This is a genomic window from Micromonospora sp. NPDC047756 (genome assembly GCF_055587245.1).
This window is the reverse complement of sequence record NZ_JBVJGQ010000003.1, coordinates 645,304-671,113: the sequence shown is the minus strand read 5'-3', so window position 1 is coordinate 671,113 and position 25,810 is coordinate 645,304. Positions and strand designations below refer to the sequence as shown.

At 71.3% G+C, this 25,810-nt stretch carries 21 protein-coding genes; 9 read left to right on the top strand and 12 right to left on the bottom strand.

Annotation, left to right across the window (positions count from 1 at the left end; translation table 11 throughout):
• Window positions 1-210: hypothetical protein (locus tag ACZ6NZ_RS12445; protein WP_465858279.1), on the top strand; the 210-nt coding region annotated here is incomplete at its 5' end.
• A gap of 723 nt (window positions 211-933) precedes the next feature.
• On the opposite strand, the gene ACZ6NZ_RS12440 is transcribed toward ACZ6NZ_RS12445, so the two are convergent.
• From ACZ6NZ_RS12440 to ACZ6NZ_RS12415, 6 genes are all read right to left on the bottom strand, one after another.
• Complete coding sequence (locus tag ACZ6NZ_RS12440; protein WP_465858423.1) at window positions 934-2,262, bottom strand: RNA polymerase sigma factor; 1,329 nt, start codon at window positions 2,260-2,262, stop codon at window positions 934-936.
• A gap of 3 nt (window positions 2,263-2,265) precedes the next feature.
• On the bottom strand, window positions 2,266-2,667 hold the full coding sequence (locus ACZ6NZ_RS12435) for a YciI family protein (RefSeq protein WP_465858277.1): 402 nt from the start codon (window positions 2,665-2,667) through the stop codon (window positions 2,266-2,268).
• 93 nt (window positions 2,668-2,760) lie between these two features.
• On the bottom strand, window positions 2,761-4,896 hold the full coding sequence (locus tag ACZ6NZ_RS12430; protein WP_465858275.1) for an alpha-galactosidase: 2,136 nt from the start codon (window positions 4,894-4,896) through the stop codon (window positions 2,761-2,763).
• Window positions 4,893-5,807, bottom strand: a complete 915-nt coding sequence (locus ACZ6NZ_RS12425) for a carbohydrate ABC transporter permease (RefSeq protein ID WP_465858273.1) — start codon at window positions 5,805-5,807, stop codon at window positions 4,893-4,895. Before ACZ6NZ_RS12425 ends, ACZ6NZ_RS12430 begins: the two co-directional genes overlap by 4 nt.
• On the bottom strand, window positions 5,804-6,760 hold the full coding sequence (locus ACZ6NZ_RS12420; protein ID WP_465858271.1) for a carbohydrate ABC transporter permease: 957 nt from the start codon (window positions 6,758-6,760) through the stop codon (window positions 5,804-5,806). Before ACZ6NZ_RS12420 ends, ACZ6NZ_RS12425 begins: the two co-directional genes overlap by 4 nt.
• Window positions 6,761-6,781: 21 nt before the next feature.
• Window positions 6,782-8,110 (bottom strand): ABC transporter substrate-binding protein, encoded by a 1,329-nt coding sequence (locus tag ACZ6NZ_RS12415; RefSeq protein ID WP_465858269.1) that lies wholly within the window; start codon window positions 8,108-8,110, stop codon window positions 6,782-6,784.
• 280 nt (window positions 8,111-8,390) lie between these two features.
• Between ACZ6NZ_RS12415 and ACZ6NZ_RS12410 the strand changes: the two genes are divergently transcribed.
• The 3 genes from ACZ6NZ_RS12410 to ACZ6NZ_RS12400 all read left to right on the top strand — a co-directional run bounded on the left by ACZ6NZ_RS12410 (window position 8,391) and on the right by ACZ6NZ_RS12400 (window position 12,347).
• The gene (locus ACZ6NZ_RS12410) at window positions 8,391-10,409 is read left to right on the top strand and encodes a beta-galactosidase (protein ID WP_465858267.1); all 2,019 of its coding nucleotides are present in this window, start codon (window positions 8,391-8,393) and stop codon (window positions 10,407-10,409) included.
• A gap of 1 nt (window position 10,410) precedes the next feature.
• Window positions 10,411-11,187: a DeoR/GlpR family DNA-binding transcription regulator gene (locus tag ACZ6NZ_RS12405; RefSeq protein ID WP_366607355.1), complete on the top strand. Its 777-nt coding sequence runs from the start codon at window positions 10,411-10,413 to the stop codon at window positions 11,185-11,187.
• Window positions 11,188-11,408: 221 nt separating this feature from the next.
• Complete coding sequence (locus ACZ6NZ_RS12400) at window positions 11,409-12,347, top strand: sporulation protein (RefSeq protein WP_465858264.1); 939 nt, start codon at window positions 11,409-11,411, stop codon at window positions 12,345-12,347.
• A gap of 67 nt (window positions 12,348-12,414) precedes the next feature.
• Here the strand turns inward: ACZ6NZ_RS12400 and ACZ6NZ_RS12395 are convergent, their stop codons facing one another.
• Entirely contained in the window at window positions 12,415-12,792 is a 378-nt protein-coding gene (locus ACZ6NZ_RS12395) for a hypothetical protein (protein WP_357231521.1), read from the bottom strand.
• 177 nt (window positions 12,793-12,969) lie between these two features.
• Window positions 12,970-15,012 carry a glycerophosphodiester phosphodiesterase family protein gene (locus ACZ6NZ_RS12390; protein ID WP_465858262.1) on the bottom strand — a complete coding sequence of 681 codons (2,043 nt, stop codon included), beginning with the start codon at window positions 15,010-15,012 and terminating at the stop codon, window positions 12,970-12,972.
• A gap of 190 nt (window positions 15,013-15,202) precedes the next feature.
• Between ACZ6NZ_RS12390 and ACZ6NZ_RS12385 the strand changes: the two genes are divergently transcribed.
• Window positions 15,203-15,622 carry a hypothetical protein gene (locus tag ACZ6NZ_RS12385; RefSeq protein ID WP_357263785.1) on the top strand — a complete coding sequence of 140 codons (420 nt, stop codon included), beginning with the start codon at window positions 15,203-15,205 and terminating at the stop codon, window positions 15,620-15,622.
• 55 nt (window positions 15,623-15,677) lie between these two features.
• Here ACZ6NZ_RS12385 and ACZ6NZ_RS12380 read toward each other — a convergent pair whose 3' ends face one another.
• Window positions 15,678-17,972: a HelD family protein gene (locus ACZ6NZ_RS12380; RefSeq protein WP_366607363.1), complete on the bottom strand. Its 2,295-nt coding sequence runs from the start codon at window positions 17,970-17,972 to the stop codon at window positions 15,678-15,680.
• A gap of 213 nt (window positions 17,973-18,185) precedes the next feature.
• Window positions 18,186-19,313, bottom strand: a complete 1,128-nt coding sequence (locus tag ACZ6NZ_RS12375; RefSeq protein ID WP_465858259.1) for a LolA family protein — start codon at window positions 19,311-19,313, stop codon at window positions 18,186-18,188.
• A gap of 95 nt (window positions 19,314-19,408) precedes the next feature.
• Here ACZ6NZ_RS12375 and ACZ6NZ_RS12370 point away from each other — a divergent pair, with 95 nt between their 5' ends.
• Window positions 19,409-20,065 carry a response regulator transcription factor gene (locus tag ACZ6NZ_RS12370; RefSeq protein WP_366607366.1) on the top strand — a complete coding sequence of 219 codons (657 nt, stop codon included), beginning with the start codon at window positions 19,409-19,411 and terminating at the stop codon, window positions 20,063-20,065.
• 74 nt (window positions 20,066-20,139) lie between these two features.
• Window positions 20,140-21,564: a sensor histidine kinase gene (locus tag ACZ6NZ_RS12365; protein ID WP_465858422.1), complete on the top strand. Its 1,425-nt coding sequence runs from the start codon at window positions 20,140-20,142 to the stop codon at window positions 21,562-21,564.
• 332 nt (window positions 21,565-21,896) lie between these two features.
• Here ACZ6NZ_RS12365 and ACZ6NZ_RS12360 read toward each other — a convergent pair whose 3' ends face one another.
• On the bottom strand, window positions 21,897-23,525 hold the full coding sequence (locus tag ACZ6NZ_RS12360; RefSeq protein ID WP_465858256.1) for a tetratricopeptide repeat protein: 1,629 nt from the start codon (window positions 23,523-23,525) through the stop codon (window positions 21,897-21,899).
• A 57-nt stretch (window positions 23,526-23,582) separates the two neighbouring features.
• Window positions 23,583-24,044, bottom strand: coding sequence for a MarR family winged helix-turn-helix transcriptional regulator (locus ACZ6NZ_RS12355; protein WP_465858421.1), 462 nt, complete (start codon window positions 24,042-24,044; stop codon window positions 23,583-23,585).
• A 49-nt stretch (window positions 24,045-24,093) separates the two neighbouring features.
• Here ACZ6NZ_RS12355 and ACZ6NZ_RS12350 point away from each other — a divergent pair, with 49 nt between their 5' ends.
• Complete coding sequence (locus ACZ6NZ_RS12350; protein WP_357201482.1) at window positions 24,094-24,615, top strand: VOC family protein; 522 nt, start codon at window positions 24,094-24,096, stop codon at window positions 24,613-24,615.
• Window positions 24,616-24,639: 24 nt separating this feature from the next.
• Window positions 24,640-25,524 (top strand): hypothetical protein, encoded by an 885-nt coding sequence (locus tag ACZ6NZ_RS12345; protein ID WP_465858254.1) that lies wholly within the window; start codon window positions 24,640-24,642, stop codon window positions 25,522-25,524.
• Window positions 25,525-25,810 lie beyond the last annotated feature (286 nt).

Here is a 25,810-nt window from a genome sequence, read left to right as displayed (position 1 = left end):
TACCGCCGCTCCGGCTTCCGCCGCTCCGGCTTCCGCCGCTCCGGCTTCCGCCGCTCCGGCTTCCGCCGCTCCGGCTTCCGCCGCTCCGGCTTCCGCCGCTCCGGCTTCCGCCGCTCCGGCTTCCGCCGCTCCGGCTTCCGCCGCTCCGGCTTCCGCCGCCCCGGCTTCCGCCGCTCCGGCTTCCGCCGCCCCGGTCTCCGCCGCCCCTGAGGCCGCCGCCCCGGAGGCCGGCCCCGCCCTGCGCGGCCCCGCCGCCTCCGGCGGTCCGGTCCGCTCCGGTCCGCGTCGGCCCGCGCTGCTCCGGCCGTGGATGATTCGTTTACGGCATCAGCTCCGAAGGTGGTAAGGCACACGGCCGCCTGCTGATGCGCGTCGAGTGAGGGGGCGCCGGCCCGCCCTGTGGTCCCGACCGTCGCCCCCGTCGCACTCCGCCGCTCCGGCCCGCGCCGCTCGGCCGCTCCGGCCGTGGATGATTCGTCTACGGCATCAGCTCTCAAGGCGGTCCCGCACGCGGCCGCCTGCTGATGTGGTCGAGTGAGGGGTGCTGGCCCGCCCGGTGGTCCCGACCGTCGTACTCGGCCGTTCCGTTGTTCCGGCCGTGGATGAATCGTTTACGGCATCAGCTCCAAAGGTGGTACGGCACGCGGCCGCCTGCTGATGCGCGTCGAGTGAGGGGGTGCCGGCCCGCCCGGTGGTCCCGACCGTGACGGCGACGGCGGTCCCGACGGCGACGGCGACGGCGGTGGCGGTGGAGGTGGAGGTGGAGGTGGAGGTGGAGGTGGAGGTGCGAAGGCACCGGCATGGTAGATCTTGGACACTTTCCGTTTCGCGATGACGGAAACTGTCCAAGATTGTCAGCCGTGGCGGGTGAGGCTGCTGCCGTACCTCAATGGGGCGCTTTCGGAGCGGGGCCCCGGGGTCGCGACACGTCGCCTACCGCGATCGATCGACGGGCAGAACCGCTGAGGCAGACAGGTCGTTCTCGGCTGTGACAGTTGGAGGCGGGCCGTCCCCGGGCTGGGCGGCCAGTCGGGCTGCTCGCATGGTCAGGTAGAGCTGCTCGGGGCGGCTGCTCGTGCGGGCGGCGGCGATCCGATAGCCGGCGATCGCCTGGGCCTGGTCACCGGCCATCTCGTGCAGGTGGGCGCGGGCGGCGGCCAGCCGGTGGTGTCCGGCCAACTGCGGGTCGTCTGTCAGCCCGTCGAGGGCAGCCAGGCCGGCGGCCGGTCCGTGCACCATGGCCGTCGCGACGGCCCGGTTGAGGGCCACCACCGGGCTGGCGGCCAAGCGTTCCAGCACTTCGTACAGCGCCAGGATCTGCGGCCAGTCGGTCTGCTCGGCGCTCGGCGCCTCGTCGTGCAGGGCGGCGATGGCGGCCTGCACCTGGTACGGACCGACCGGCCCGCGCGGCAGGGCCCAGGTGACCAGTGCGACGCCTTCGGCGATCGCCGTCGAGTCCCATCGGCTGCGGTCCTGATCGGCCAGTGAGATCAGCTCGCCGGACGGCCCGGTCCGCGCCGGACCGCGGGCCTCGGTGAGCAGCATCAATGCCAGTAGCCCGGCTGATTCGCTGTCGTTGGGCAGCAGCGTGTGCAGCGCGCGGGTCAGCCGGGTCGCCTCCACCGCGAGGTCGACGCGACGCAGGTCCGGCCCGGTGGTGCTGGTGTGGCCCTCGGTGAAGACCAGGTAGAGCACCTGCCGTACGGCGACCAACCGGTCCGCCCGCTCCGCCGGATCGGGCATCCGGAACGGCAGCCCGGATGCCCGGATGCGCTGCTTGGCCCGGCTGATCCGCTGCGCCATCGTCGCCTCGGGCACCAGGAACGCGCGGGCGATCTCGGCGGTGCTCAACCCACCGACGGCGCGCAGGGTCAGTGCCACCGCCGACGTCGGCGCGAGCGCCGGGTGACAGCAGAGGAAGAGCAGCACCAGCGTGTCGTCCCGCTCGGCGGTCAACTCCTCGTCCGGGGCTGGCGCGTACCGCTGGTCGTCCGGATCCCGGCGGGCGACCAGGTCCTCCCGGCGGCGTCTGGCCTGCTCACCGCGGACCAGCTCGATCATTCGCCGGTAGCCGACCTGGATCAGCCAGCCACGGGGGTTCGCCGGCAGTCCCTCGGTCGGCCACTGGGTGGCGGCGGCCAGCAGCGCCTCCTGGACCGCGTCCTCAGCGGTGGCGAAGTCACCGAAGCGGCGGCTGAGCACGCCGAGGACCTGCGGCGCCAACTCGCGCAGCAGGTCCTCGATGCGGAGATCGGTGTTCAGTCCTCACAGCTCCTGTGCCGGGGCGGACATCACCGGGTGCACCTCGACTGGCATGTTCAGCGGTCGGCCACCGGGGCCGGGTGCCGTGGAGATGTGCGCGGCCAACTCCACGGCCCGCTGCGGGCTCTCGCAGTCGACGATCCAGAAGCCGGCCAGGAACTCCTTCGTCTCGGCGAACGGCCCCTCGGTGACCACCGGTGCCCCGCCCTCACCGGCGCGGACGATCCGAGCCTGCTGCGGGCCACCGAGGCCCTGCCCGTCGACCCACTCACCGGCGGCGGTGAGCTTGGCGTTGACCTCGCCCATGAAGGCGATGTGCGCCCGGACCTCGTCCTGGGTCCAGGTGTCGATGCTCGGGAAGTCGGTCCCGGCGGCGCTGAACTGCATCAGCAGCATGTACTTCATCTTGGCTCCTCACGCCTGGGCACCGTCGTCGGTGCTCTCACCCTGAGGTAGAAGCCGGCCCCGCCGTTCTCGACACCCCGAGCAAGAGAATTTCTAGCCGACGGCGTCGACCTCCAGCACCAGGCTCTGCTCCGGGTGCAGGGCGGGCAGTTGCACACCCACCCGGGCCAGCGCCGCCCCGCTGAGGGTGAGACCACCCGCCAGCCAGGTGGGCGGGGACAGTTCGATGCTCGCCGGGCCCGGTACGCCCGACACCTGTCGCACCCGGTACCGCCGGCCGGGGTCGAGGCCGGGCAGCCGCACCGCGCCGGGGACCTGCGTCACCGATGTGGTCAGCCGGGCCACCGCGTACACCGCTCGGGTGTTGTCGTGGGCGACCACGCCGTGCGCCCAGACGGCCGGGTCCGGGTGGTCGACCCGGATCACCCGACCAGCGTGCAGCAGCGGACGCAGCCGTTTGTGCAGCGCCACCCAGGCGGCCAGCTCGGTCTGCTCGGCTGCGCTGATCGAGGCGATGTCCCACTCGATGCCGTGGTGGCCGAAGAGCGCGGTCGCCGCCCGGAAACCCAGGTCGTGTACGCGGTGGGTGGTGTGTGAGCGTTCCGGGCCGATGTGGGTGCCGATCAGCTCCGGTGGCAGTAGCAGCCCCGTCCAGCGTTGGATGCTGAGCCGCTCCAGGGCGTCGTTGCAGTCGCTGGCCCAGACCCGGTCGGTACGCGCCAGGATGGCGAGGTCCACCCGGGCCCCGCCGGACGAGCAGCTCTCGATCTCGACGCCGGGGTGTCGATCGCGCAACTCGTCGAAGAGCCGGTAGACCGCGAGGGTCTGCCCGTGCACCCCGGGGTGGCCGTGGTGCCCGGCCTCGGTGAGGTCCCGGTTCTGGTCCCACTTGAGGTACCGGATGCCGGGGTGGTCGGTGAGCAGCGTGTCGAGACGTTCCAGCACGTAGGCGTACGCCTCGGGGCGGCCCAGGTCGAGCACCTGCTGGTGACGCCAGGCCGGCGGCAGCCGCCCGGGGCCGGCGAGCACCCAGTCGGGGTGCGCGCGGAACAGGTCCGAGTCGGGGTTGACCATCTCCGGCTCGACCCAGAGGCCGAACTGGAGACCCTGGCCGGTGACGTGCTCGATCAGCGGGTGCAGGCCGTCGGGCCAGACGTCCTCGTCCACGTACCAGTCGCCGAGCCCGGCGGTGTCGTCGCGCCGGCCGCGGAACCAACCGTCGTCGAGCACGAACCGCTCCACGCCGATCTGCGCGGCCCGGTCGGCGAGCGCCCGCAGCCGGTCCAGGTCGTGGTCGAAGTAGACCGCCTCCCACACGTTGAGGGTCACCGGGCGGGGGGAGCGCGGGTGCCCGGGGCGGTCCCGGAGGTGGGTGTGCAGCACGTCGCTGAGCCCGTCCAGCCCGGTGTCGGACCAGACGGCGTAGAGCAGGGGAGTCTCGTAGGACTCGCCGGGGCCGAGCCGGACCTCGCCGGGAGCCAGCAGCTCTCCACCACCCACCGTGGACTCTCCGGTGGGGCGGCGTTCGGCGAACGTGACGTGGTCGCCGCTCCAGGCGGTGTGCACCGCCCAGACCTCCCCGTGGCCGAAGCCGAACCCGGCGGTCCCGGCCACCAGCAGCAGAGTGGCGTCGTGCCCGGTGCGGCCGCGCCGGCCCTCGCGGACCCAGGTGCCGTGCTGCCACGGGTGCCGCTGCGGGGACCGTTCCCGACACCACCGGCCGGTCAGGTCGAGCAGCTCGGTGGCGACCGCCGGCACCGGCAGCGCCGATGTCAGCTCCCGCAGCTCGTACGCGCTGTCGCCGTCGTTGCGCAGCCGGTGCCGAACGGTCAGCAGGCCGTACGGGTCGAGCGTGATCTCGATGGTCAGGGTCAGCCCGGCGGCTGGGTCCGACGCCCGCACGGTCAGCAGCGCCGCGCCCGACCCGGTGTCGTGCCCGTCCAACCCGTCCAGCCGGAACGCGGTGGACCAGTCTCGTCCGTCGCGGTGCCCGGCCAGACCTGGTCGGCCGCTCCAGCCGGCGCTCGCCTCCGGCAGCAGGGACAGCACTGTCGGCTCGTCGAAGCTGCTCGGCACCACCGGCGGCACCGTCGCGTCGCTGAGCTGGCGCAGGCCGTCGTCGTCGAGGGCGCCGACGTCGCCGCCCCAGTGCACGACCCGGGGCAGCCCCGGGCCGCGCGCGTCGAGCACCAGGCTGGTCCGCGCGCGGCGCAGGTGCAGGATCGTCATCCTTTGGATGCTCCCAAGGTCAGGCCCCGAACGAAGTGCCGCTGGAGCATAAAGAAGATCACCAGGGTGGGGATCGCGACGAGCACGCTGCCCGCGGAGACCAGGTTGTTGTCGGTGAAGAACTCACCGCGCAGGTTGTTGAGCGAGCTGGTCACCGGGAACTTGTCGCCGGTGCGCATGAGGACGGTGGCCCAGAAGAACTCGTTGTAGATCCAGGTCACCTCCAGCGTCGCCAGCGCGGCCAGGGCCGGCCGGCACAGCGGCATGGTGACCTGCCAGTACTGTCGCCAGATGCTCGCCCCGTCGACCATCGCCGCCTCGTACAGGTCACGGGGCAGCGCCTTCATGTAGTTGCTGAGCACGAAGACACAGAAACCGCACTGGAAGGCCACGTTGATCAGGATCAGGCCCCAGTAGCTGTCGTAGAGCAGCTCCGAGTCGCTCATGAACTCCGGCAGCGGGACCTCGGTGAACAGCCGGAACAGCGGGATGAGCAGCGCCTGCTGGGGCAGCAGGTTGGCCGCGGTGAAGATCCCGAGCAGGACGAGGTTGAGCTTCCAACTGAACCGGGCGATGACGAACGCCACGCAGGACGCGAGGAAGAGGGTCAGCAGCACCGCCGGCACGGTGATGTAGACCGAGTTGAGGAAGTGCTGCCCGAACTCCGCCGTCCGCCAGGCGGTGACGTAGTTGTCGAAGGTCCAGCCGCCGAACGAGACGTAGCCGTTCGCGGCGGTGTAGTCGTAGGAGCGCAGCGAGGTCAGCACCGCCCAGGCGATCGGGAAGAGCCAGGCCAGCGAGACGACGATGAGGAAGCCGTGCAGCAGGATCCGTAACGGGGTCAGCTTGCGTCGGGGCGGCGGCGCGTCGGCCCCGCCCTCGGTACGCCGGGTGACGGTCGCGGTGCTCATTGCCGGTTCTCCCTCATCACGGTCGCCAGGTAGATGGTGATGAAGACCAGCGAGACGACCAGCATGATCGTTGCCAGTGCCGAGCCGAAGCCGATCCGGCTCGCCTCACCCACCACGTTCTGGGTGACCAGCGCGGAGATCAGCTCCAATCCGTTGCGGCCCTTGTTGACCACCCAGACCAGGTCGAACGCGCGCAGCGACTCGATCACGGTCACCACCAGCACGATGATGTTGATGGGCCGCATGACCGGGAACACGACGCGGAAGAACGTCGTGCGCTCCGAGGCGCCGTCGACCGCCGCGGCCTCGCGCAACGACGGGTCGACCCCCTTCAGGCCGGCCAGGTAGAGCAGCATGATGTACCCGACGTGTCGCCACCCGGAGGCGACCATCACCGCCCAGATGTTGACGTTCGAGTCGCCGTACCAGTCGATGCTGCTGCCGAAGACGGCGTTGATCAGCCCCTGGTCGCGGGAGTAGAGCAACTGCCAGACGAAGCCGATCAGCGCCAGCGAGAGCACCACCGGCAGGTAGAGCGCGGTCTGGTAGAAGCGGCTGCCGCGCAGTTCCTTGTCCAACAACACGGCGAGGAACATGCCGAACGGGGTGGCGACCACGAACAGCGACGCGAGCCAGAGCAGGTTGTGCTGGATCGCCGGCACGAACGGCGGGTAGATGTTCACCACGTCGCTGTAGTTGCGGGCGCCGACGAACTCGATCTCGTTGAGGGGGCCGATGCCGTCCCAGTTGGTGCCGGAGAGCAGCACGGTGGCCGCCGCCGGCAACCAGACGAGCCCGGTGACGAGCAGCAGCGGGACGAGCACCATCAGCGTGATGACCACGCGGTCGGTGCGGGACATGAGCCGTAGCCGCCGACGACGACCACCCGTGGAGGTGGTCGCGGCCGGCGGCGGCACGGCGCGATCCGCTTGGATCAGGGGCAGGTCGGACACGATGTCCTCCCCCTTCCGCCGTCAGTCAGTGAAGATCGACTTTTTCTGGTTCTCGATGGACGAGGTCAGGCCGTCGATGTCCTTGGGGTTCTTGATGAACTGCTGGATCGCCGGGATCATCACGGTGGAGGCGAAGTCCGGCCGGGTGTCGCGGTCGAGGAACTGGGCGATCTCGGTGGCCGACCCGACCAGTTCGGCCGCCTTCTTCTGCAGCGCGGTGTAGCCGCTGACCTCCGCGCCGCTGTTGGCGACGAGCACGGCCGGGTCGTTCTTGAGGTTGATGTCCGCGGCCGCCTTGCCACCGAGGTACTCCAGCAGCTTGCGCGCGTTGTCCTCGCTCTTGGGCTTGCGGGCCATCATGTAGCCGTCGATCGGAGCGTCGAGGGCCTTCGCGCCGATGGCCGGGTCAATCTCGGGGAAGGTGAAGAAGTCGAGGTCGTCCTGCTCGTCGTTGCTGAACTGCTGGCCGACGAAGAGGCCGAGCAGGTACATGCCGCTCTTCTTCTGCTGCAAGGACTGCGCGGCCTCCTGCCAGGTGCGGCCGAGGCTGTCCGGCTGGTGCAGGGGGAGCAGGCCGGCCCAGGTGTCGAAGACCTTCTTGACCTTGTCGGAGGTCCAGGCCTCCTTACCGGCCATCAGGTCGACGTGGAACTGGTAGCCGTTGACGCGGAGGTTGAGGATGTCGAAGGTGCCCATCGCCGGCCAGCCGTCCTTGTCGGCGAAGGCGATCGGGATGAGGCCGTCCTTCTTCATCTGCGCGCCGAGGTCGGTGAACTCGGTGATGGTCTTCGGCACCTGGTAGCCGTACTGCTGCCAGACGGACTTGCGGTAGAAGACCGCCCACGGGTAGTACGTCGCCGGGACGAAGTACTGCTTGCCGTCGTCGCCGGTCGATGCCTTCTTGAAGGCGTCGGAGAAGCCGGAGAGCTTGCTCCACACGTCGCTGACGTCGCTGGCCAGGCCCTTCTGTGCGAAGAAGCGCATCCGGTAGCCGGCGAACCAGGTGAACACGTCGTCCGGCTTGCCCTGTAGGTAATTGTTGATGTTCTCCTGGAACGTGTTGTGGTCGACCGTATTGATCGCGACCTGCACGCCGGACGAGGTCTTGAATCCGTCGGTGACCTTCGCCAGGACGTCCTTCGGCTTCGGGTCGGACTGGTTCGATCCGAGCGACACGTCCTTGCTGGACCCGCCGGAGCCGGAGTCGTCGCCACAGCCGGCGAGCAGGCCGGTGCCGAGCAGCGCGCCCGTGCCGGCCGCGCCGGCCAGCAACGATCGTCGGTTGATGCCGGCGACTGAGGGCGGTACGAGCCGAGCCAGGTACTCGGCTTGGGATTGGGGACGGGACATCTGTGCCTCCTGCGGATGAGAAGGAGCTACGCCCAAGGGTCAGGGTGGTGCAGGCAGGTCCAGTGTCGTGATCACACATTGAGATCCACCGAGAATCCACATTGGCGAACACGAACGGCCATTGGGGCCTCAAGCTACCCTGCGCTCGGGTGCTGTCAAGAGGGCTGTTCGCCTCTGATAACCCAGTCGTGATCCGGCTGTTACCTGGTAAACGTTGGAAAGAACCTCGATGTTGGAACCTGTTGACTTCGACGGGCCGGCGGGTGCACCCTCAGCTGTCATGCGGCGATGGCAGGGTGACGGCATCTATTTCGGCGGCGACTACAACCCCGAGCAGTGGCCCGAGGAAACCTGGTCCGAGGACGTCGACCTGATGCGCCAGGCCGGGGTCAACCTGGTCTCCGTCGGCATCTTCTCCTGGGCGTTGCTGGAGCCCGCCCCGGGGCGGTTCGAGTTCGGCTGGCTGGACCGGGTGCTGGATCTGTTGCACGACGGTGGCATCCAGGTCGATCTGGCCACCGCCACGGCCAGCCCGCCGCCGTGGTTGGCCCGCGCGCATCCGCAGACGCTGCCCCGCCGGGCCGACGGCGCGATCCTCTGGCCGGGCGGACGGCAGGCGTACTGCCCCAGCTCCCCGGTGTTCCGCGAGCGGTCGCTGGAGTTGGTACGCGCGGTGGCCGGCCGGTACGCCGAGCACCCCGCCGTGGTCATGTGGCACGTCTCCAACGAACTGGGCTGCCACAACGTGCACTGCTACTGCGACGTCAGCGCCGAGGCGTTCCGCGGCTGGCTGCGCGAGCGCTACGGCGACCTGGACCGGCTCAACGACGCCTGGGGCACGGCGTTCTGGAGCCAGCGCTACGGCGACTGGGCCGAGATCAACCCGCCGCGCGACGCGCCGACCTTCGCCAACCCGACGCAACAGCTGGACTTCCTGCGGTTCTCCTCCGACGAGCAGCGCGCCCAACTGCGCGCCGAGCGGGAGGTGTTGCAGACGCTGGTCCGGCAGCCGATCACCACCAACTTCATGATCGGCCTCGGCGTCAAGCACATGGACTACCACTCCTGGGCGTCCGACGTGGACCTCGTCTCCAACGACCACTACCTGACCGCCGCCGACCCGCAGGCGCACCTCGGGTTGGCGCTCGCCGCCGATCACACCAGGGGCGTCGCCGGCGGCGACCCGTGGCTGCTGATGGAGCACTCCACCAGCGCGGTCAACTGGCAGCCCCGCAACGTTGCCAAGCTGCCCGGGCAGATGCGCCGCAACAGCCTCGCGCACGTCGCCCGTGGCGCCGACGGGGTGCTCTTCTTCCAGTGGCGCGCCTCCCGGGCCGGGGCGGAGAAGTTCCACTCCGCGCTGGTCCCGCACGCCGGGCCGGACACCAAGGTGTTCCGCGAGGTCTGCCAGCTCGGCGCGGACCTCAGGGCCCTTGCGGAGGTACGCGGCAGCCGGGTGGACGCCGACGTGGCGATCCTGTTCGACTGGGAGGCGTGGTGGGGTGTCGAGCTGGATTCGCACCCCAGCGCCGACGTCACCTACGCCGACCGGCTGAACGCCCTCTACGGCTCGCTCTGGCGGGCCGGTGTGACGGCCGACATCGTCCATCCGTCGACCGACCTCAACGGCTACCGACTGGTCCTGGTGCCGACCCTCTACCTGGTCCGGGACGCCGACGTCGCCGCGCTGCACCGCTATGTCGAGGCCGGTGGCACGGCGGCGGTCACCTACTTCAGCGGCATCGTCGACGCCGACGACCACATCCGGCTGGGCGGCTACCCGGGCGCGTTCCGGGAGTTGCTCGGCGTCCGGACCGAGGAGTTCTTCCCGCTGCGCGAGGGCGAGCAGGTCCACTTGGACGACGGCAGCACCGCCGACGTGTGGACCGAGTGGGTGCACCCGGACGCCGCCGAGGTGCTCGCCTCGTACACCGATGGGCCCTTGCCGGGCGTGCCGGCGCTGACCCGGCACCGGGTGGGCGACGGTGCCGCCTGGTATGTCGGCACCCGGCTGGACCAGCCGGCCACCGACCGGTTGGTGGCCCGGCTGCTCGCGGAGGCCGACGTCCGCCCGGCGGCGCCGGCACCCTCGGGCGTCGAGGTGGTCCGCCGCCGCGACGCCGACCGGACCTGGCTGTTCGCGATCAACCACACCGACACCGAGGTACGCCTACCGGCGCGCGGCGTCGAGTTGTTGACCGGGGGATACTGCGTCGGTGAGCTGGCACTACCGGCCGGTGAGGTGGCGGTCGTCCGTGAGGACCGGCCCGATGCCTTCGCTGTGAAGGAGGTTCCCTGAGTTGCTCGCCCAGCAGCGGCAGACCGCCATTCTCGATCTGATCCGCCAACGCGGCGGGGTACGGGTGAGTCAGCTGGTGAGTCGGTTCGGCGTCTCGGACATGACGATCCGGCGCGACCTAGAGGTGTTGGCCGACCGGGGCCTGGTGGACAAGGTGCACGGCGGTGCGACCCTCGCCGGGCCCGGTTCGGCCGAGGAACCCGGCTTCGCCGCGAAGTCGATTCGCCAGCAGGCGGAGAAGCGGGCCATCGCCGAGCGGGCGGCGACGATGGTGGAGCCGGGGATGGCCATCGCGCTCTCCGCGGGCACCACCACCGCCGCGCTGGCCACTCTCCTCTCCGACGTACGCGGGTTGACAGTGGTGACGAACTCGATCCCGGTGGCCGACGCGCTCTACCAGAACCCGCGCGCCGACCAGACCGTCGTGTTGACCGGTGGCATCCGCACCCCGTCGGACGCGTTGACCGGGCCGGTGGCGGAGGCGGCGATCAGCGCGCTCAACGTCGACCTGCTCTTTCTCGGTGTGCACGGCCTCAGCCCGCGGACCGGCTTCACCACACCCAACCTGCTGGAGGCCGGTGTCAACAGGTGCCTGATCGGTGCCGCGCGTCGACTCGTGGTGCTCGCCGACCACACCAAGTGGGAGACGATCGGCATCGCCACCATCGCCCCACTGGAAGCCGCCGACGTGCTGATCACCGACCGTGGACTGCCCGCGGAGGCCCGCCCCACGATCGGTGAGCAGGTAGGCGAGTTGGTGATCGTCGAACCAGGCTGACGAGCGCCTGATTCGTTTGCGACATCAGCTCCAAAGGCTCAGCACCTGACGTCCGCCCTCCGCCGACGCTGATCGGCAGACGGACATCGATCAAGCGCCGCCGGCGGGACGCGCCCGTCGAGTGGCGCTTCACAGCCACCTCACAGGGGTGCCGGATAGGGTGCCGTTCGAGTCAACGTCCGACTCCAACCTGGAGCGGTCGGCGTCGCACAGGAGTTCCGATGGTCTTCAAGAAGATGTTGAGCGCGTTCGGCGTGGGCGGTCCCAGCGTGGACACCGTGCTGACCAACCCCAACACCCGGCCCGGCCTGACCCTCGACGGGCAGGTCAACCTCGTCGGCGGCGACGCTGAGGCAGCCATCGAGCAGGTGGTGATCGGCCTGGTCACCCGGGTCGAGGTCGAGGGGCACGACACCGAGTACGCGGGCACCATGGAGTTCCACCGCATGGCGGTCAGCGGAGCGCTCCAGCTCGCCCCGAAGCAGCAGCTCTCGATCCCCTTCCAGATGCCGGTGCCGTGGGAGACCCCGATCACCGACGTGTACGGCCAGCGCCTGCACGGCATGACGATGGGTCTGCGCACCGAGCTGGCGATCGCCCGCGCCGTGGACAAGAGCGACCTGGACCAGGTGGCGGTGCACCCGCTGCCGGTGCACGAGCGGATCCTGGAGGCGTTCCAGCGGCTCGGCTTCCGGTTCAAGCACGCCGACCTGGAGCGGGGCCACATCCGGGGCGTGCAGCAGACGCTGCCGTTCTACCAGGAGATCGAGTTCTACGCCTCCCCGCAGTACGCGAGCACCATCAACGAGGTCGAGCTGACCTTCGTGACGAACCAGCGCGGCGTGGAGATCATCCTGGAGTGCGACAAGCGCGGTGGGTTCCTCAGCGCCGGGCACGACGTGTTCGGCCGCTACCAGGTGGCGCACACCGACGCTGACCGGGTGGACTGGGCGCAGGTCGTCGACGGTTGGCTGCGCGAGACCACCTCCCGCTACGGCAGCCTGCGCTCCCAGTACGGCCCGAGCCACGGCCGAGGCGGCATGGGCATGGGCGGCATGGTGGCCGGTGCGGCGCTCGGCGTCGCCGGCGGCATGATCGCCGGCGAGATGATCGAGGACGCGTTCGAGGGCGACTTCGGCGACTTCGGCGGCGACGAGTAACGGATCCACACACGACGACAGTGGCCTCCGGGAGAGTCTCCCGGAGGCCACTGTGCGCTACGGCCGGTCAGTGCCGGGCCTTGCGCTCCTCGCTGCTGCGATGGTTGCTGCCGGCCTTGGCCAGGCCTCGGCTACCGAGGTAGCCAAGCGTCAGCAGGGTGATCAGGAACCAGGCGTTGTCGGCCCGGAAGATGTCCACCCCGGCGGAGTTCTGCCCGACGACCTGCGACGCGCCCAGTACGGCGGCCACCGCGATCAGGTAGATCCAGAACTCGGTGGTCTTGAACGCCTGCTTGGTCTCCGTACCGGGAGCCTGCATGTCGTTCCGGTGCCCGTCCCGCATGACCGGCATCTGCTGGGTCTGCATGTCCCGCATCTGAGCGGGGTTCTGCGGGTCGTTCATGGGCCGGTTCATCGGCCGGGTGGAAGCAGCCTGCGTGCTCATCTGGTCCTCCTCAGGATGCGATGAGTCGTACCTGCATCTCCTCGCCCCGCTACCGCGTTTCGGCCACGGCACGGTTCGCTTTCGTGGCGGGGACAACCCCCGACTACCCGAGGCCCCCGAGCAGGTAACACCGATCGCCGGCCGGAAAAATCCGGCCGGCGATCGGAGGTCGGCAGGTCAGCGCAGGCCGTTGCGCATCGCCACGCTCACCAGAAGGCCCGGGTCGTCGGTGATGATGCCGTCGACGCCGAGGTCGATGACCCGCTGCATCACAGTGGCGTCATCGACGGTGTACGGAATCACCTTCAGCTTGTCGCGCGTCTGAAGGGTCCGTACGTCCGGTCCGTGGAAGTATGCCGGGTTCTCCCGCAGGTACCAGTCGGCCGAGGCGACAGTGCCCTGCTTCGGGTCGTGCACCTGCCAGTTGGCGGAGACCGTGCCGGCGCCCGCGGCCCGGGTCAGCTTGCCGAGGTCCTGATACTTCCACCAGTCCAGTCCACCGGTCCAGGGGCTCTTCACCGACGGGTTGCCGTAGACCGCCTCCAGCGAGCACTCGTCGGCGAGGGTCGCGCACTCGGCCGGGCCGTACTGCCAGACCAGGCCGACGGTGCCGATCCGCCGGTCGAGCTGCCGGGCGTACGTGATGGTGCGCCAGTCGAACGACTGGATGGTGGCCCGGCTGGTGAAGCCGGCCCGCTGGATCGCGTCGACGAGCTTGCGGGTGAAGCTGCGGTACGGCTCGGTGTCGTTCACCACCGGGCTGATCTTCGTCTCGATGTTCATGCCGATGTCGGTGCGGCCGCTCGCCTTCACCAGGGCGAAGACCTCGTCCAGGGTCGGGATCCGGGCACCGGGCGCGGGCACCTGGGCGGGCAGTTCGGGCAGCGTCTTCGTGCCGCAGTCCACGGTCTTGAGCTGCGCCAGGGTCAACTCGTGCACCGGTTTGCCCACGTACGGGAACTTCGGGTCACCGCGGCGCACCGGCTTGGTGTCGACGCAGTGCGACCCGTTGACGGTGCGGTCGTGCAGCACCACGAGCGTGCCGTCGGCCGTCACGTTGGTGTCCAGCTCCAGCGTGGAGATCGCCCGGTTGGACAGCGCGTTCGCGAACGCCGGCAGGGTGTTCTCCGGCCGGGTGGCCCGACCGCCCCGGTGCGCCTGGATGTCGAACGGCGCGGCGTACGCCTTCGGCAGCCGGTAACCGCGCTGCGCCAGTACGCCCCGCAACCGGTCCGGGTAGTCGGTGATCATGCCGTCCACGCCGTCGTCGATCAGCTTGGTCATGGTCGGCACGTCGTCGACCGTCCACGGGATCACCTTGATCCCGTACCGGTGCGCCTGGGCGACCATCTCCTTCGTGACGTACGGCTTGTAGCCGGGGTCGGTGACGGTGCCGTTCTGCGGCATCCCGTGCACCGGCGAGAAGGCGCTGGCGCCGAAGCTGCGGATCGCCGTGATCGGATCGCCGCCGAAGTCGTCGATGTCCAGCCCACCCAGCCACGGCGACGCGCCCGGCTGACCGGTCTGAAGGAAGTCGTAGTTGGTCAGGGCGACCAGCGGCAGCTTCGGCTCGACCTGGCGCATGCGCATCAGCGCGCCCCAGTCGAAGCTCTGGATGGTGACCTGCTTGAGCAGCCCGGCGGCGCGGATCTCGCCCGCGGTGACCCGGACGAACTGTTCGCGCGGGGCGGTCTCGGTGGGCGCGCCGGCCTCGACCTTGGTCTCGACGTTGAGCTTCACGTCCTTGGCCTGGTAGCGGTTGACCAGGGCGAAGACCTCACGCAGCAGCGGCATCCGGGCACCGGGGACGGCGACCTGACCGGGCTTGTCCGACAGCGTCTTCGACCCGCAGTCGAGCGAACGCACCTGGGCCAGGCTGAGCGTGTTGATGTACTTCCCGACGTACGGGAACTCCGGGTCGTCGGGCGTCACCGCAGCGGTGTCGACGCACTTGGTGCCGGCGACCTTCCGGTCGTGGGTGACGACGGCCTGGCCGTCCTCGGTGATCTGCACGTCCAGTTCGAGGGTGCTCACCCCGAGCTGGAGGGCATTGCCGAAGGAGGCGAGGGTGTTCTCCACCCGCAGCCCGAGGCCGCCCCGGTGGGCCTGCACGTCGAATGTCCGGTCCGGTCGTGGCTTCGCCTGAGCGGGCACCGCGAGCCCGGTCGTCACCGTCGCGGCCACCAGCGCCGCGACGGCGGTACGGCGTACTGTGCGCACGCTGTCATCCCCTCCTGCCGGCGGGCATCTCCCACCGGTCGCGGGACAGCATGGACATCTCGGGCTGCGGGCAGGCGGCCAGCGGGCGGCGTGACGGTGAACCGCCGTGGACGACCTCCCGGTCACGCGGGTTTGGTCGGCCGGTGGTCGGGCACGCAGTCAGTTCCACAGCTTCTGCGAGGTGATGGACGTGCGTGAGGACGACATGCGGCAGGACGCCGCCCGCGAGGCCGAGGACCGGATCGCCGGCGGTGTGTACGGCAAGGGCGCCCTCGACGAGGTGACGGTGCCCCGCACCGATGTGGAGAGTCAGATCCAGCGAGATGACCCGTTCGACCCGGCGAAGGAACGGATCGACCCACAGGTGCTGCGCGACGGTGGCCCCGTCGGCGGGCAGGGTGCGGTGACGACCACCGGTGGCACCGCCGGGCCGGCGAGCGTACGCCGGGTGGCCCGGCAGCCGGAGCGACATCCGGGCACCGTCGCGCCGACCACCACCGGCGATGCCACCACCGGTGGCCTGAGCACCCCGATGGGTGGCGGCACCAGCGACCAGTCCACGTCGGCAACCGCCCCGGCAAAGTCCATCAGGGACAAATCCACCGACTAACCCCACCCACCACCCCGACCGAGTGCAAGCTCGGTCGGGGCGGCAGGGCTCGCGGTCAGCTCGCGGGGCGGAGGACGCCGAGGCGTTGGGTGGCGCGGGTCAGGGCCACGTAGAGGTCGCTGCGCCCGCGAGGGGACTCGGCCACCATCCGGTCCGGGTCGACCACCAGCACCGAGTCGAACTCCAGCCCCTTGGCCTGGGCGACCGTCAACACCACCACCCTGCTCTCCAGCTCCGGATGCTCGCCGACGGCAGCCTCGGGTAGGGCGGCGAGCACCGCCGCGCCCAGCTCACCCACCAGGCCGGCCGGCACGAGCACCCCGAGCCGCCCCTCGCTCAACCCGGCCGCCTCCCGGGTGGCCTCGGCGACCAGCTCCGCCGCCAACCGGCCGTCGGGGACCGCCCGGTCCCACGGCGGTACGCCGCTCTCCCGCACCGAGCGCGGCGGCCGCAGTGCCGGGTCGATCTCGGCCAGCACGTCGGCGGCGACCGCCATGATCTCGGCGGGAGTGCGGTAGCTGACCGTCAGCTCGGTGAGCCGCCACCGCTGCTCCACGTACGGGGCGAGGGCGTCCGCCCACGACGGGGTGCCGCTCAGCGCGCCGGTCTGCGCCACATCGCCGACGATCGTCATCGACCGGCTCGGGCAGCGACGCATCAGCAGCCGCCAGGCCATCGGGGAGAGCTCCTGCGCCTCGTCCACGATCACGTGGCCGAACGCCCAGGTGCGGTCGGCGGCGGCCCGCTGCGCGGTGGTCAGCCGGTCGGCCTCCTCCTGCCGCTCCAACAGTCGGTCCGCGTCGATCAGGTCGGTCACGCCGAGGATCTCACCGCCCTCGGCCTCGTCCTCGACGTCGATCGAGCGGGAGCCCCGGGCGATCTCCAGCACGCCCTCGGCGTACTCCCGTTCCATCATCCGGATGCGGTCCCGCCGGGCGGCTGCGGCGCGTTCGTCCTCGCCGAGCAGTTCGGCGGCCTCGTCCAGCAGCGGGACGTCGGCCGGCGTCCAGCCACCGCGCTCGCGGCGCAGCAGCGCCCGCTCGTCCTCGTCGAGCATCGGCGCGGCGGTGGCGATCCGGTCCGGGTCGGCGTACAGGTCGGCCAGCAGCCGCTGCGGGGTGAGCACCGGCCACAGCCGGTCCAGGGCGGCCTGGATCTCGGTCTCCTCGCGCAGCTCGCGCCGGATCTCGGCGCGGTCCGCCTCGTCGAGGAGGTTGTCCCCGCCGAGCGGGTCGGCGCCGATCCGCTCGGCCACCTGGTCGGCGAGCGCGTGCACGATCTCCACGTCGAACAGCGCGCGGGCCAGGTTGTGCGGTCGGTCGGCGCGGCGGACCCGGTCCCGGGCCGCGCGCACGATCTCCGGGTCGAGGGTCAGCGTCTCTCGCTCGACTTCGATCTCCAGCGGCTCGTCCGGCACCCACTGCCGATCCCGTACGGCCAGCGCCAACACCTCGGCCAGCACCGCCCGGCCCTTGAGCGCCGCGGTCTCGGCCGGCTCGGTCCGTTGGGCGCTCACCCCGGGAAAAAGATCACCCTGGGTACGCAGCAGCACGCCGGTCTCGGCCAGCGTCGGCAGCACCTGGGAGATGTAGCGCAGGAAGGTCGCGTTCGGGCCGACCAGCAGGACGCCACGGCTGGAGAGTTCCCGCCGGTGCGTGTAGAGCAGGTACGCGGCCCGGTGCAGCGCGACAGCGGTCTTGCCGGTGCCGGGGCCGCCCTGGACCACCATCACGCCCGGAAGTTCCGCGCGGATGACCTCGTCCTGCTCGGCCTGGATGGTCTCGACGATGTCGCGCATCCGGCCGGTACGGCCCGCGTTGAGCGCGGCGAGCAGCGACGCTTCCCCGGTCAGCTCCTCGTGGGCGCCGGGGGAGGCGGTGTCGATGTCGAGCACCTCGTCGTTGAGCCCGGTCACCTTGCGCTGCCGGGTACGCAGGTGCCGGCGACGGCGTACGCCCTGCGGGTTCGCGGCCGTGGCGAGGTAGAACGGGCGGGCGGCTGGTGCCCGCCAGTCCATCAGCAGCGGATCGTAGTCACCACTGGTGTCGAAGATGCCGATCCGACCGATGTAGCGGCGGGAGTCGTCGTCGCCGTCGAGACGGCCGAAGCAGAGCCCGTTCTCCACGGCGGAGAACTGTTCGACCTGATCGGCGTACATCGCTACCGAGCTGTCGCGCTGCGAGCGGTCCTGGAGGGTGCCGCCGGTGTTGTGCAGTTCGGCGGTGAGCCGGTGGGCGGCCTGCTCGCGCAGTTGGTCCAGCCGGTTGTAGAGCATCGAGACGTACTCCTGCTCGCGACCGATCTCGTCGTCGAGCGGCAATTCGCCGGAACCGCCGGAGTGCCTTGACAAGCCGTCTCCCTAAAGATTAGAATCCTTTGCAGGAACGGCTTTTAAGCCGTTCTTTTTTGTGCCTTCGAACTGTTGAAGATAGCGCGTTGCGCCGGTTCCCACCAAGCCGGGCGGTCCGGCGCGCCGGGTGACGTCGCCGCGCCTGACCCCGGGCCGGCCACAGCGAAGCGCCGGGCCGACCGTCAGGTCGACCCGGCGCGAACACCGCGGAGATCAGCCGCGCGCGGCCTCGTAGAGCCGCTCCGGCGTCACCGCTCCGGCGAGCACCCGGCCGTCGTCGGTGAGCAGCACGCTGAACAGCTTGCTGGTGAGGAGCCGACCGCTGCCCCAGTCACCACTGACCGCCGGCAGCCCGCCGAGCAGCTTCGACATGTCCAGGTCCGGCCCGGTCCCGGCCGGGGCAGCTGCCTGCTTCGGGGCGGGCTTCCGATTGGCGTCGGCCCCGTCGAGGCGGCCGACCAGCACTGTCGTCCAGCCGTCGCCGACCGCGCGGACCTGCGGGTCACCCGCCGGCTCGACGTGACCGGGCTTGCCCGTCGGGCGCTCGGCCTTCTCCTCGTCGACGGTCACGCCGGGCGGCGGGTTGAAACGGAACTGGTCGGCGTCGGGGCGGCGGTAGTCGACCTGGGTGAAGGCCACCTCGAACGCCGGCCGGTCGCTGCCCTTCGCCAGCACCTCGAAGCGCAGCGGCACGTGCTGCTTGGCGTCGATGGCGATCCGCAGCTGGTGCACCAGGGAGGCCTGGTCGCGCGGCTGGAGCACCAGCTCGTACGCGTCCTGTCCGGCGACGGTCGCCGACCGGCCCACGCTGACCTCGGTGCTCGGGTCGATCGCGTTCAACGCCAGGTCGGCGGCCTGCTGCGGGGTGGCCGGCAGGCTCGCTGCCGGTTCCGGGGCCGGCTTCCAGGCTCCGGCGTCGCCGCCCAGCGTGCGGTGGGTGGCGGTGTTGCTGCGGCTCTGCCACGTCCACAGGTCCTGGCCGTTGCGAATGATGTCCTGCTCGCCCAGCGTGTCCATCAGCGCGACCCGCTGCTTGTCCGGCCCGGAATACCAGACGCGCAGGGTGTGGGTGCCGGTCAGCAGGGTGGTCAACTCGTTGCCGGGGACCAGCCCGACGAGGGACGGCAAGCCGAGGTCGGCGCGTTGCACGACGGTCCCGGACAACCCCTCCAGCCGGGATGTCTGCAGGTCGACGAGGAGCTGAGCGGCGGTTCGGGGCGGCAGGCTCGGCTCGGCCTCGGCGGCGAACGTGCCGATCGCCGCGCCACCGCCGATGACGGCGACGGCTGCGGTGGCCGGAACCAGCCAGCGAAGGACGGGACGGCTTCTCAGGACGGACATGGTGGCACCTCCTGCGGCCATCTTGCCTCGTCCGTGCTGTGAACGCGCTGAGGACACCGAACCGCCCCGATTGACCCGGGTGGCACCCTTGAGCTGTGCGGGTGCTGGTGGTGGAGGACGAGGCCCGGTTGGCGGCCGCCCTGCAACGGGGTCTCCAGGCGGAGGGGTTCGCGGTGGACGTGGCGACGACCGGCCCTGCGGGCCTGGACGCGGCCCGGCACGGCGGGTACGACGCCATGATCCTCGACGTGATGCTGCCTGGCCTCTCCGGGTACGAGCTGGTCCGGCGGCTGCGCGCGGAACAGCACTGGCTGCCGGTGTTGATGCTCTCCGCCAAGGACGGCGAGTACGACCAGGCCGACGGCCTCGACTGTGGCGCCGACGACTACCTGACCAAACCCTTCTCGTACGTGGTGCTGCTGGCCCGGCTCCGGGCCCTGCTGCGTCGGGGCGCGCCGGAGCGCCCGACCGTCCTCGCCGTCGGTGACCTGCGGTTGGATCCGGCCCGCCGACGGGTGACCCGGGCGGACACCGAGGTGACGCTGACCGCGCGGGAGTTCGCACTGCTGGACTACCTGATGCGCCGGCCGGGCCAGGTCGTCTCCAAGGTCGAGTTGTTGGACCACGTCTGGGACGCCAGCCTGGAGACCGCGCCGAACGCCGTCGAGGTGTACGTCGGCTACCTGCGCCGCAAGCTCGGCCGGGACCGGCTGGAGACGGTCCGGGGCGCCGGCTACCGGCTGGCGACGTGAGCGCCGACGGCCCGGCCACCACCCGTCGGGCCAGGCCCGGTTGGATACCGGTCCTCGGGCTGCGCGGGCGACTCATGGCGATCGGTGTCTTCGGTCTCACCATCGGGCTGGCCGTGGGCGGGGTGGTGTTGCTCGGCGCGCTCGGCTTCGTACTCCAGCGCACCGTCGACACCGAGGCGTTCCGCACCGCCGACGCGGTCGCCCTGCTCGCCGCCGAGGACGCGCTGCCCGACCCGCTGCCGGTGGCCGGCGGGCAGGTCCGCGTGCAGGTCGTCGACGAGCAGGGACGAATCCGGGCGGCCTCGATCGACGCCGACCGGCTGGTGCCGATGGTCCGCCCGGAGCGGCTGGACCGCGACGGTCGGCAGCGGCTGGAGGTGCCGGCCGAGCGGGTCGGGCTCGTCGGCCCGGTCCGGGTGGTCGCCGTACCCGCCGGCACCGCCGCCGACCCGCTCACCGTGCTGGTCGCCCGCTCGATGGCCGACGTGCGGCACAGCACCCACGTGGTCCGGGCCATCCTGCTGGTGGCGTTCCCGCTGCTGGTGGCCGTGCTGGCCGGGGTGGCGTGGCGGGTGGTGGGGGCCACCCTGCGGCCGGTCGAGGCGCTACGTCGAGGTGCCGAGGAGATCACCGGGAGGGCCGGCGCCGGCCGGCTGCCGGTGCCGGCGTCGGCCGACGAGATCCACCGTCTGGCGGTCACCCTCAACGGGATGCTGGGTCGGCTGGAGTCCGCCCGCGTCCGGCAGCGGGCCTTCGTCTCCGACGCCGCGCACGAGCTGCGCAGCCCGTTGACCAACATCCGGACGGAGCTGGAGGTGGCCCAGCGTCTCGCCGACCGGACGGACTGGACGGCGGTGACGGCCAACCTGCTGGCCGACACCGAGCGGTTGAGCCGACTGGTCGACGATCTTCTGCTGCTGGCCCGCCTGGACGAGACTCCGCCGACGCGGGGGACCGGCCCGGTGGAGCTGGGCGCGTTGCTGACCGAGGTTGCCGCCCGCTACCCGTCGCCGCCGGTGCGGGTGACACTGCCGACGGACCCGCTCTGGACGATCGGCACCGTCGAGGAGTTGCGTCGCGTGCTGGCCAACCTGGTCGACAACGCGGTACGACACGCGCACGGCAGCGTCGTGCTCGCGGCCGAGGCGGTACCGCTGGGCGAGGCGGTGTCGCTGGCCGGCGCGATATCGGCGACTGGAGCGATGTCGGCGACCGGGGCGGGGCTCGGGCCCGGCGTCGGGGCGTACCACCTGGTGACGGTGACCGACGACGGCCCGGGGATCGCGATGGTGGACCGGGAGCGGGTCTTCGACCGGTTCACGCGGCTGGATGACGGGCGGGCCCGCGACGACGGGGGCGCCGGCCTGGGGCTGGCCATCGTCCGGGAGCTGGTCCGACGGGCGGGCGGCGGCATCACCCTGACCGACGCGCCGGAGCAGCCCGGCCTGCGGGTGTGCCTGCTCCTGCCAGCGTTGCCGCCCGAGGACGGCCACAGGTAGACGGTCTGTGACGACGACCTCCCCCCACCGCCCGCCGATCCCCCCTTTGCTCTGCACCCGCGGGTGCGACAGCTACGCAACGTGATGGCTGTCGACGCGTGTCGAAGCGGTGGCCGCGACGTTTCAGCTGGTCATCCGAGGTGGTGCAGATAGGTAAGCAGAGCAAAGGCTGGGTCGGCGTGGCGTGGGGTACGTCTGCTGTGACGGGTTGTCAGGACGGGCTTCGCGATGGTCAATGCCACGCTCAGTGAAGTCGGCGAGGTGAGGTGGGACCACGAGGCGGGGCAACGAGGCGGGCCACGAGGCGGGGCTGTGCTGGCGGGGCTGGCGGGTCAGCGGCGGCGGGTGCAGACCTGCTTGGAACGGGCCACGACGTCGGTGGACCAGGCGACCGCGACGGTGAAGCAGAAGTCGTTTGTGCGGTTGAGCGCGTAGATGACGAAGCTGGTGGTGCCGGCGGGCAGCGTCGCGAAGATGTTGTGGGCCTGGCCGGTGCGGCCGCCCGCGATGACCACCGGGCCCTCGCCGCCCGCCGGGTAGGTCCAGTTCAGCGCGATGCTGTCCCGGGCGTCGCGCAGGGTCACCGCACTGGGTGGGGTGCCGGGTGGGGCCGCGGCGGCAGCCGACGTGGGTGCCGTGCCGCCCGGGGCGGGGGCGGTGCTGGCCGGCGCGCCGGCGGTGGGGGAGGCGCTGGCCGGCGGCGGGGTCGGTTCGTCGTCGCCGTCGACCCGGGCCACGCCGGCGATCACCGCTGCCGCGCCGAGGAGCACCACGACCACACCGGCCACCAGCACCGGTACCAGCCGGCTGCGCTGCTCCGGCGGCGCGCGGTGCACGGGCACCGGCAACAGCCGCGACGGCGTGTACGGCTCGACCTGCGCGTACGGGTCGGGCCGCGCGTACGGGTCGGACGGTTGGTGCTGGTCGAGCGGTGGGTTCGGGTCGTGCGACCCGTACGGGTCGGCGGTGCGGCGCAGGCGGTAGACGCCGGGCTGCTCCTCCGCGCCGCCGGCCAACCCGACCACCGACGGGGGCACCGGAGGGTCGGCGGGGTGGGGCGAGGGGTCGTCCGCCGGTTCGGGCGACCATCTGCTGCCCGTCGACCCGACCGCCTCGTCGGAGGGCAGCCGGGGGTTCGGCACCGCTCCGACGTGGTGGGGAGCGGCTGCCTGCGGGTGGTAGCCGGATTCGGCCGGCCCGTCGTCGTGCGGTGGGACGCGGGCGGCCGGCACGACCGGAGTGTCCCGAGCTGTGGGCGGGTTGTCGGCGCAGGCGTGGTCGGGGTTGGCCGCCGCCCGGGCCAGGGCCGCCACCTGGGTGGCCAGCGGGTCGTCGGCGGGCAGGTGCTGCCGGCACAGCTCGCGGGCGAGCGCCAGGTTGTCGTGAGCCTCGGCGAACTGCCCGCAGTCGCGCTGCATGGCCCCGAGCCGCGCCAGCATCTTGATGCCGCTGGGGTGCCCGTCGCCGTACACCTCACGGTGCAGCTCCCAGGCGTCCTGGAGGCGGTCGCGGGCAACAGTGCACTGGCCGCGCGCGTATTCGACGGTGGCCAGGTCGGCGTGCGCGGCGAGCACCCGCAGCGACTCCGGGCCGTCCTGCGCGGTCAGCTCGATGATGACTTCCTGGTAGAGCCGCGCCGCCCGGGAGTGGCTGCCGACCCGGTGCAGCACCGCGGCCAGAGTCGCCGCAGCGGCCACCGTGCGCGGGTCGGCGCGGCCGTGCAGGCGGGTGGTGGCCGCGTACGCGAACGCGGCCCACCCTCGGGCCGAGTGCGGCTCGCCGAGGGCGATCAGCACCCGCGCCTGAAGGCTGGCCGCCTCGGCCAGCTCGGGCGTGGCGTTGGCCGGGCGGGGGTCGGCGTCGGTGAGCGCGTCGGACAGCAGTTGCTGCGCGCCGGCAAGATCGCCGGAGGACACGAGGTGGTGCGCCTGATCAGTCAGTTCACCGAAGCCGGAAGACACGCCCCATCGTGCTCATTCGACGACGGTAAGTACAAGACCCGCGCCGGTGTCGATTGGTCAGGATCCGGTCAGGTGCTCGGCCAGGGTCTCGCTGATCCGGCGTAGCTGATCGACCTGAGCGGGGCTCAACGCGTCGAACAGGTGTCGGCGTACCCCCTCGACGTGGCCGGGTGCGGCGGCCGCGAGGGTGGCGAAACCCTCATCGGTGAGTAGCGCGATCTGCCCGCGCCGGTCGGTGGGGCAGTCCTCGCGGCGCACCCAGCCGGCCGCCTCCAGGCGGGCCACGGCGTGCGAGAGCCGACTGCGGGATGACCCCGCGGCCTGCGCCAACTGGCTCATCCGCAGCTGACGACCGGGGGCCTCGGAGAGCTGGACCAGGATCTCGTAGTACGCGTGTGGCATGCCCGCGTCACGTTGCAGCTCACGGTCGAGAGTGTCCATCAGCGCCCGGGTGGCGGTGAGGTACGCGCGCCAGGTGCGCTGCTCGTCGGGGTCCAGCCAGCGGGTCATGACCGCCATCATACCCCCGATAGTTGAATGCTCAACTAAATCGCGCTAGTGTCGGGTCATGGGTATCCACCGGCTCAACCACGCGGTCCTCTACGTCAGTGACCTCGCCCGCAGCGTCGCGTTCTACAGCGACGTGCTGGGCTTCCGCCCGGTGGCGATGACCCCGGACGGCTTCCGGGGTGCCACCTTCCTCCAGGCCCCCGACTCCACCAACGACCACGACCTCGGCCTCTTCGAGATCGGCGCGGGCGCCGGTCGGTCGACCGCCGGCCGGTCCACCGTCGGCCTCTACCACCTCGCCTGGGAGGTGGACACGCTCGACGAGCTGGCCGCCACCGCCGAGCGGCTCGCCGCGGCCGGCGCACTGGCCGGCACCTCCGACCACGGCACGACGAAGAGCCTCTACGGCAAGGACCCGGACGGCCTGGAGTTCGAGGTGGTCTGGCTGATCCCGGCCGACCTGCTCGACGACACCGCTCTGGCCGCCCGCAAGCAGATCGGTCGGCTCGACCTGAACGCCGAGCGGCAGCGTTACGGCGGGCAGACCCGCGGCGGGGTGGGGATCTCCGTCCCGGTCTGACCGTTCGTACGGTAGAACGGACCGATGCCGACCGACCGGACCACTGATTTCCTCCGCGAGCTGCTGGTCCGCCAGTTGACGACCTGGCTGCCCGCGGCCCTGCACCGCTCCCGGCGGGCCACCGTCGCGCTCGCCGGGGTCGACGCGGCAGCCGCCGAGGCCGCGCTCCGGTTGGTCGGCGGGCACGGCGACCAGGTGCGCGGCCGGCAGGTGACGGTGCTGGTGCTGGCCGACGGCGCGCCGGAGCTGCCGACCCGGCTCGGCCCGATCGAGGCGGACCTGCCCGCCGAGGTCACCGTGCACCTGCTGCCCGGCGACGCCTACCGGCTGCCGGTCGCGGTGAAGGCCGCCGGGGCGGCCGGCGCGCCGCTGTTCTCCTTCGTGGACCTGCCCGGCGCGGTGACGCCGAAGGTGCTCACCGCGGCGGCCAACGGCCGGACCGGTGAGCTGCTGCTGCACACCGGCGACAGTGCCCGGGACGTGCTCGTCTCCGCCGGCTTTCCCCTGGTCGCCGAGGTGGCGCCAGTGCTGCCCGGCGGCGAGACTGCCGGTGTTGTCGCGTTCGGCAGTCGCTCCGATCGGAGTCTGGAGGCGGTACGCGACGCGCTCTGGGCGGTCGGCGCGCAGTTCGCCGTACGCTTGCGCGACCCACTCGACCCGACCGGCACGACTGTCGACGTGGTCGGCGACCCCGACCTGGAACCGCTGGCCCAGCAGTTGCTGGCCGAGCTGCGGGCGGGCGGGCCACGGCAGGTCACCGAGCTACGCCGGCACACCCTCGCCGCGACCGTCTACCGTGCCGCCGACGCCAACCGCGCCCTCACCAGCCTGCTCGACGCGGGCGTCCTGAGCCGCGACCGCGAAACGGGCCGCCTGGCCGGCGACGAAACCATCAAAGCAACCCCCTAACCACCCCACCCCACCCCACCCCACCCCGTTTCGCCCGCCCGCTCCGCCCCGCCCCGCGATCTTGCACTTTCTGCGGTTACATAAGGGGCATCCCTCACGAATCAACAACCGAAACTGCAAGATCGCGGGGGACGGGCGGGGCGCGGCGGCGCGGGGACGTGCGGGGCGGGGTGGGGACGCGTGGGGGGGGGGGGGGGGGGGGGGGGGGGCCCCCCCCGGGGGTCCGGGATAAAACCCCCCCCCCCCCACCAACACCGGTAAAATAACAACCGGAAATTTAAAAATA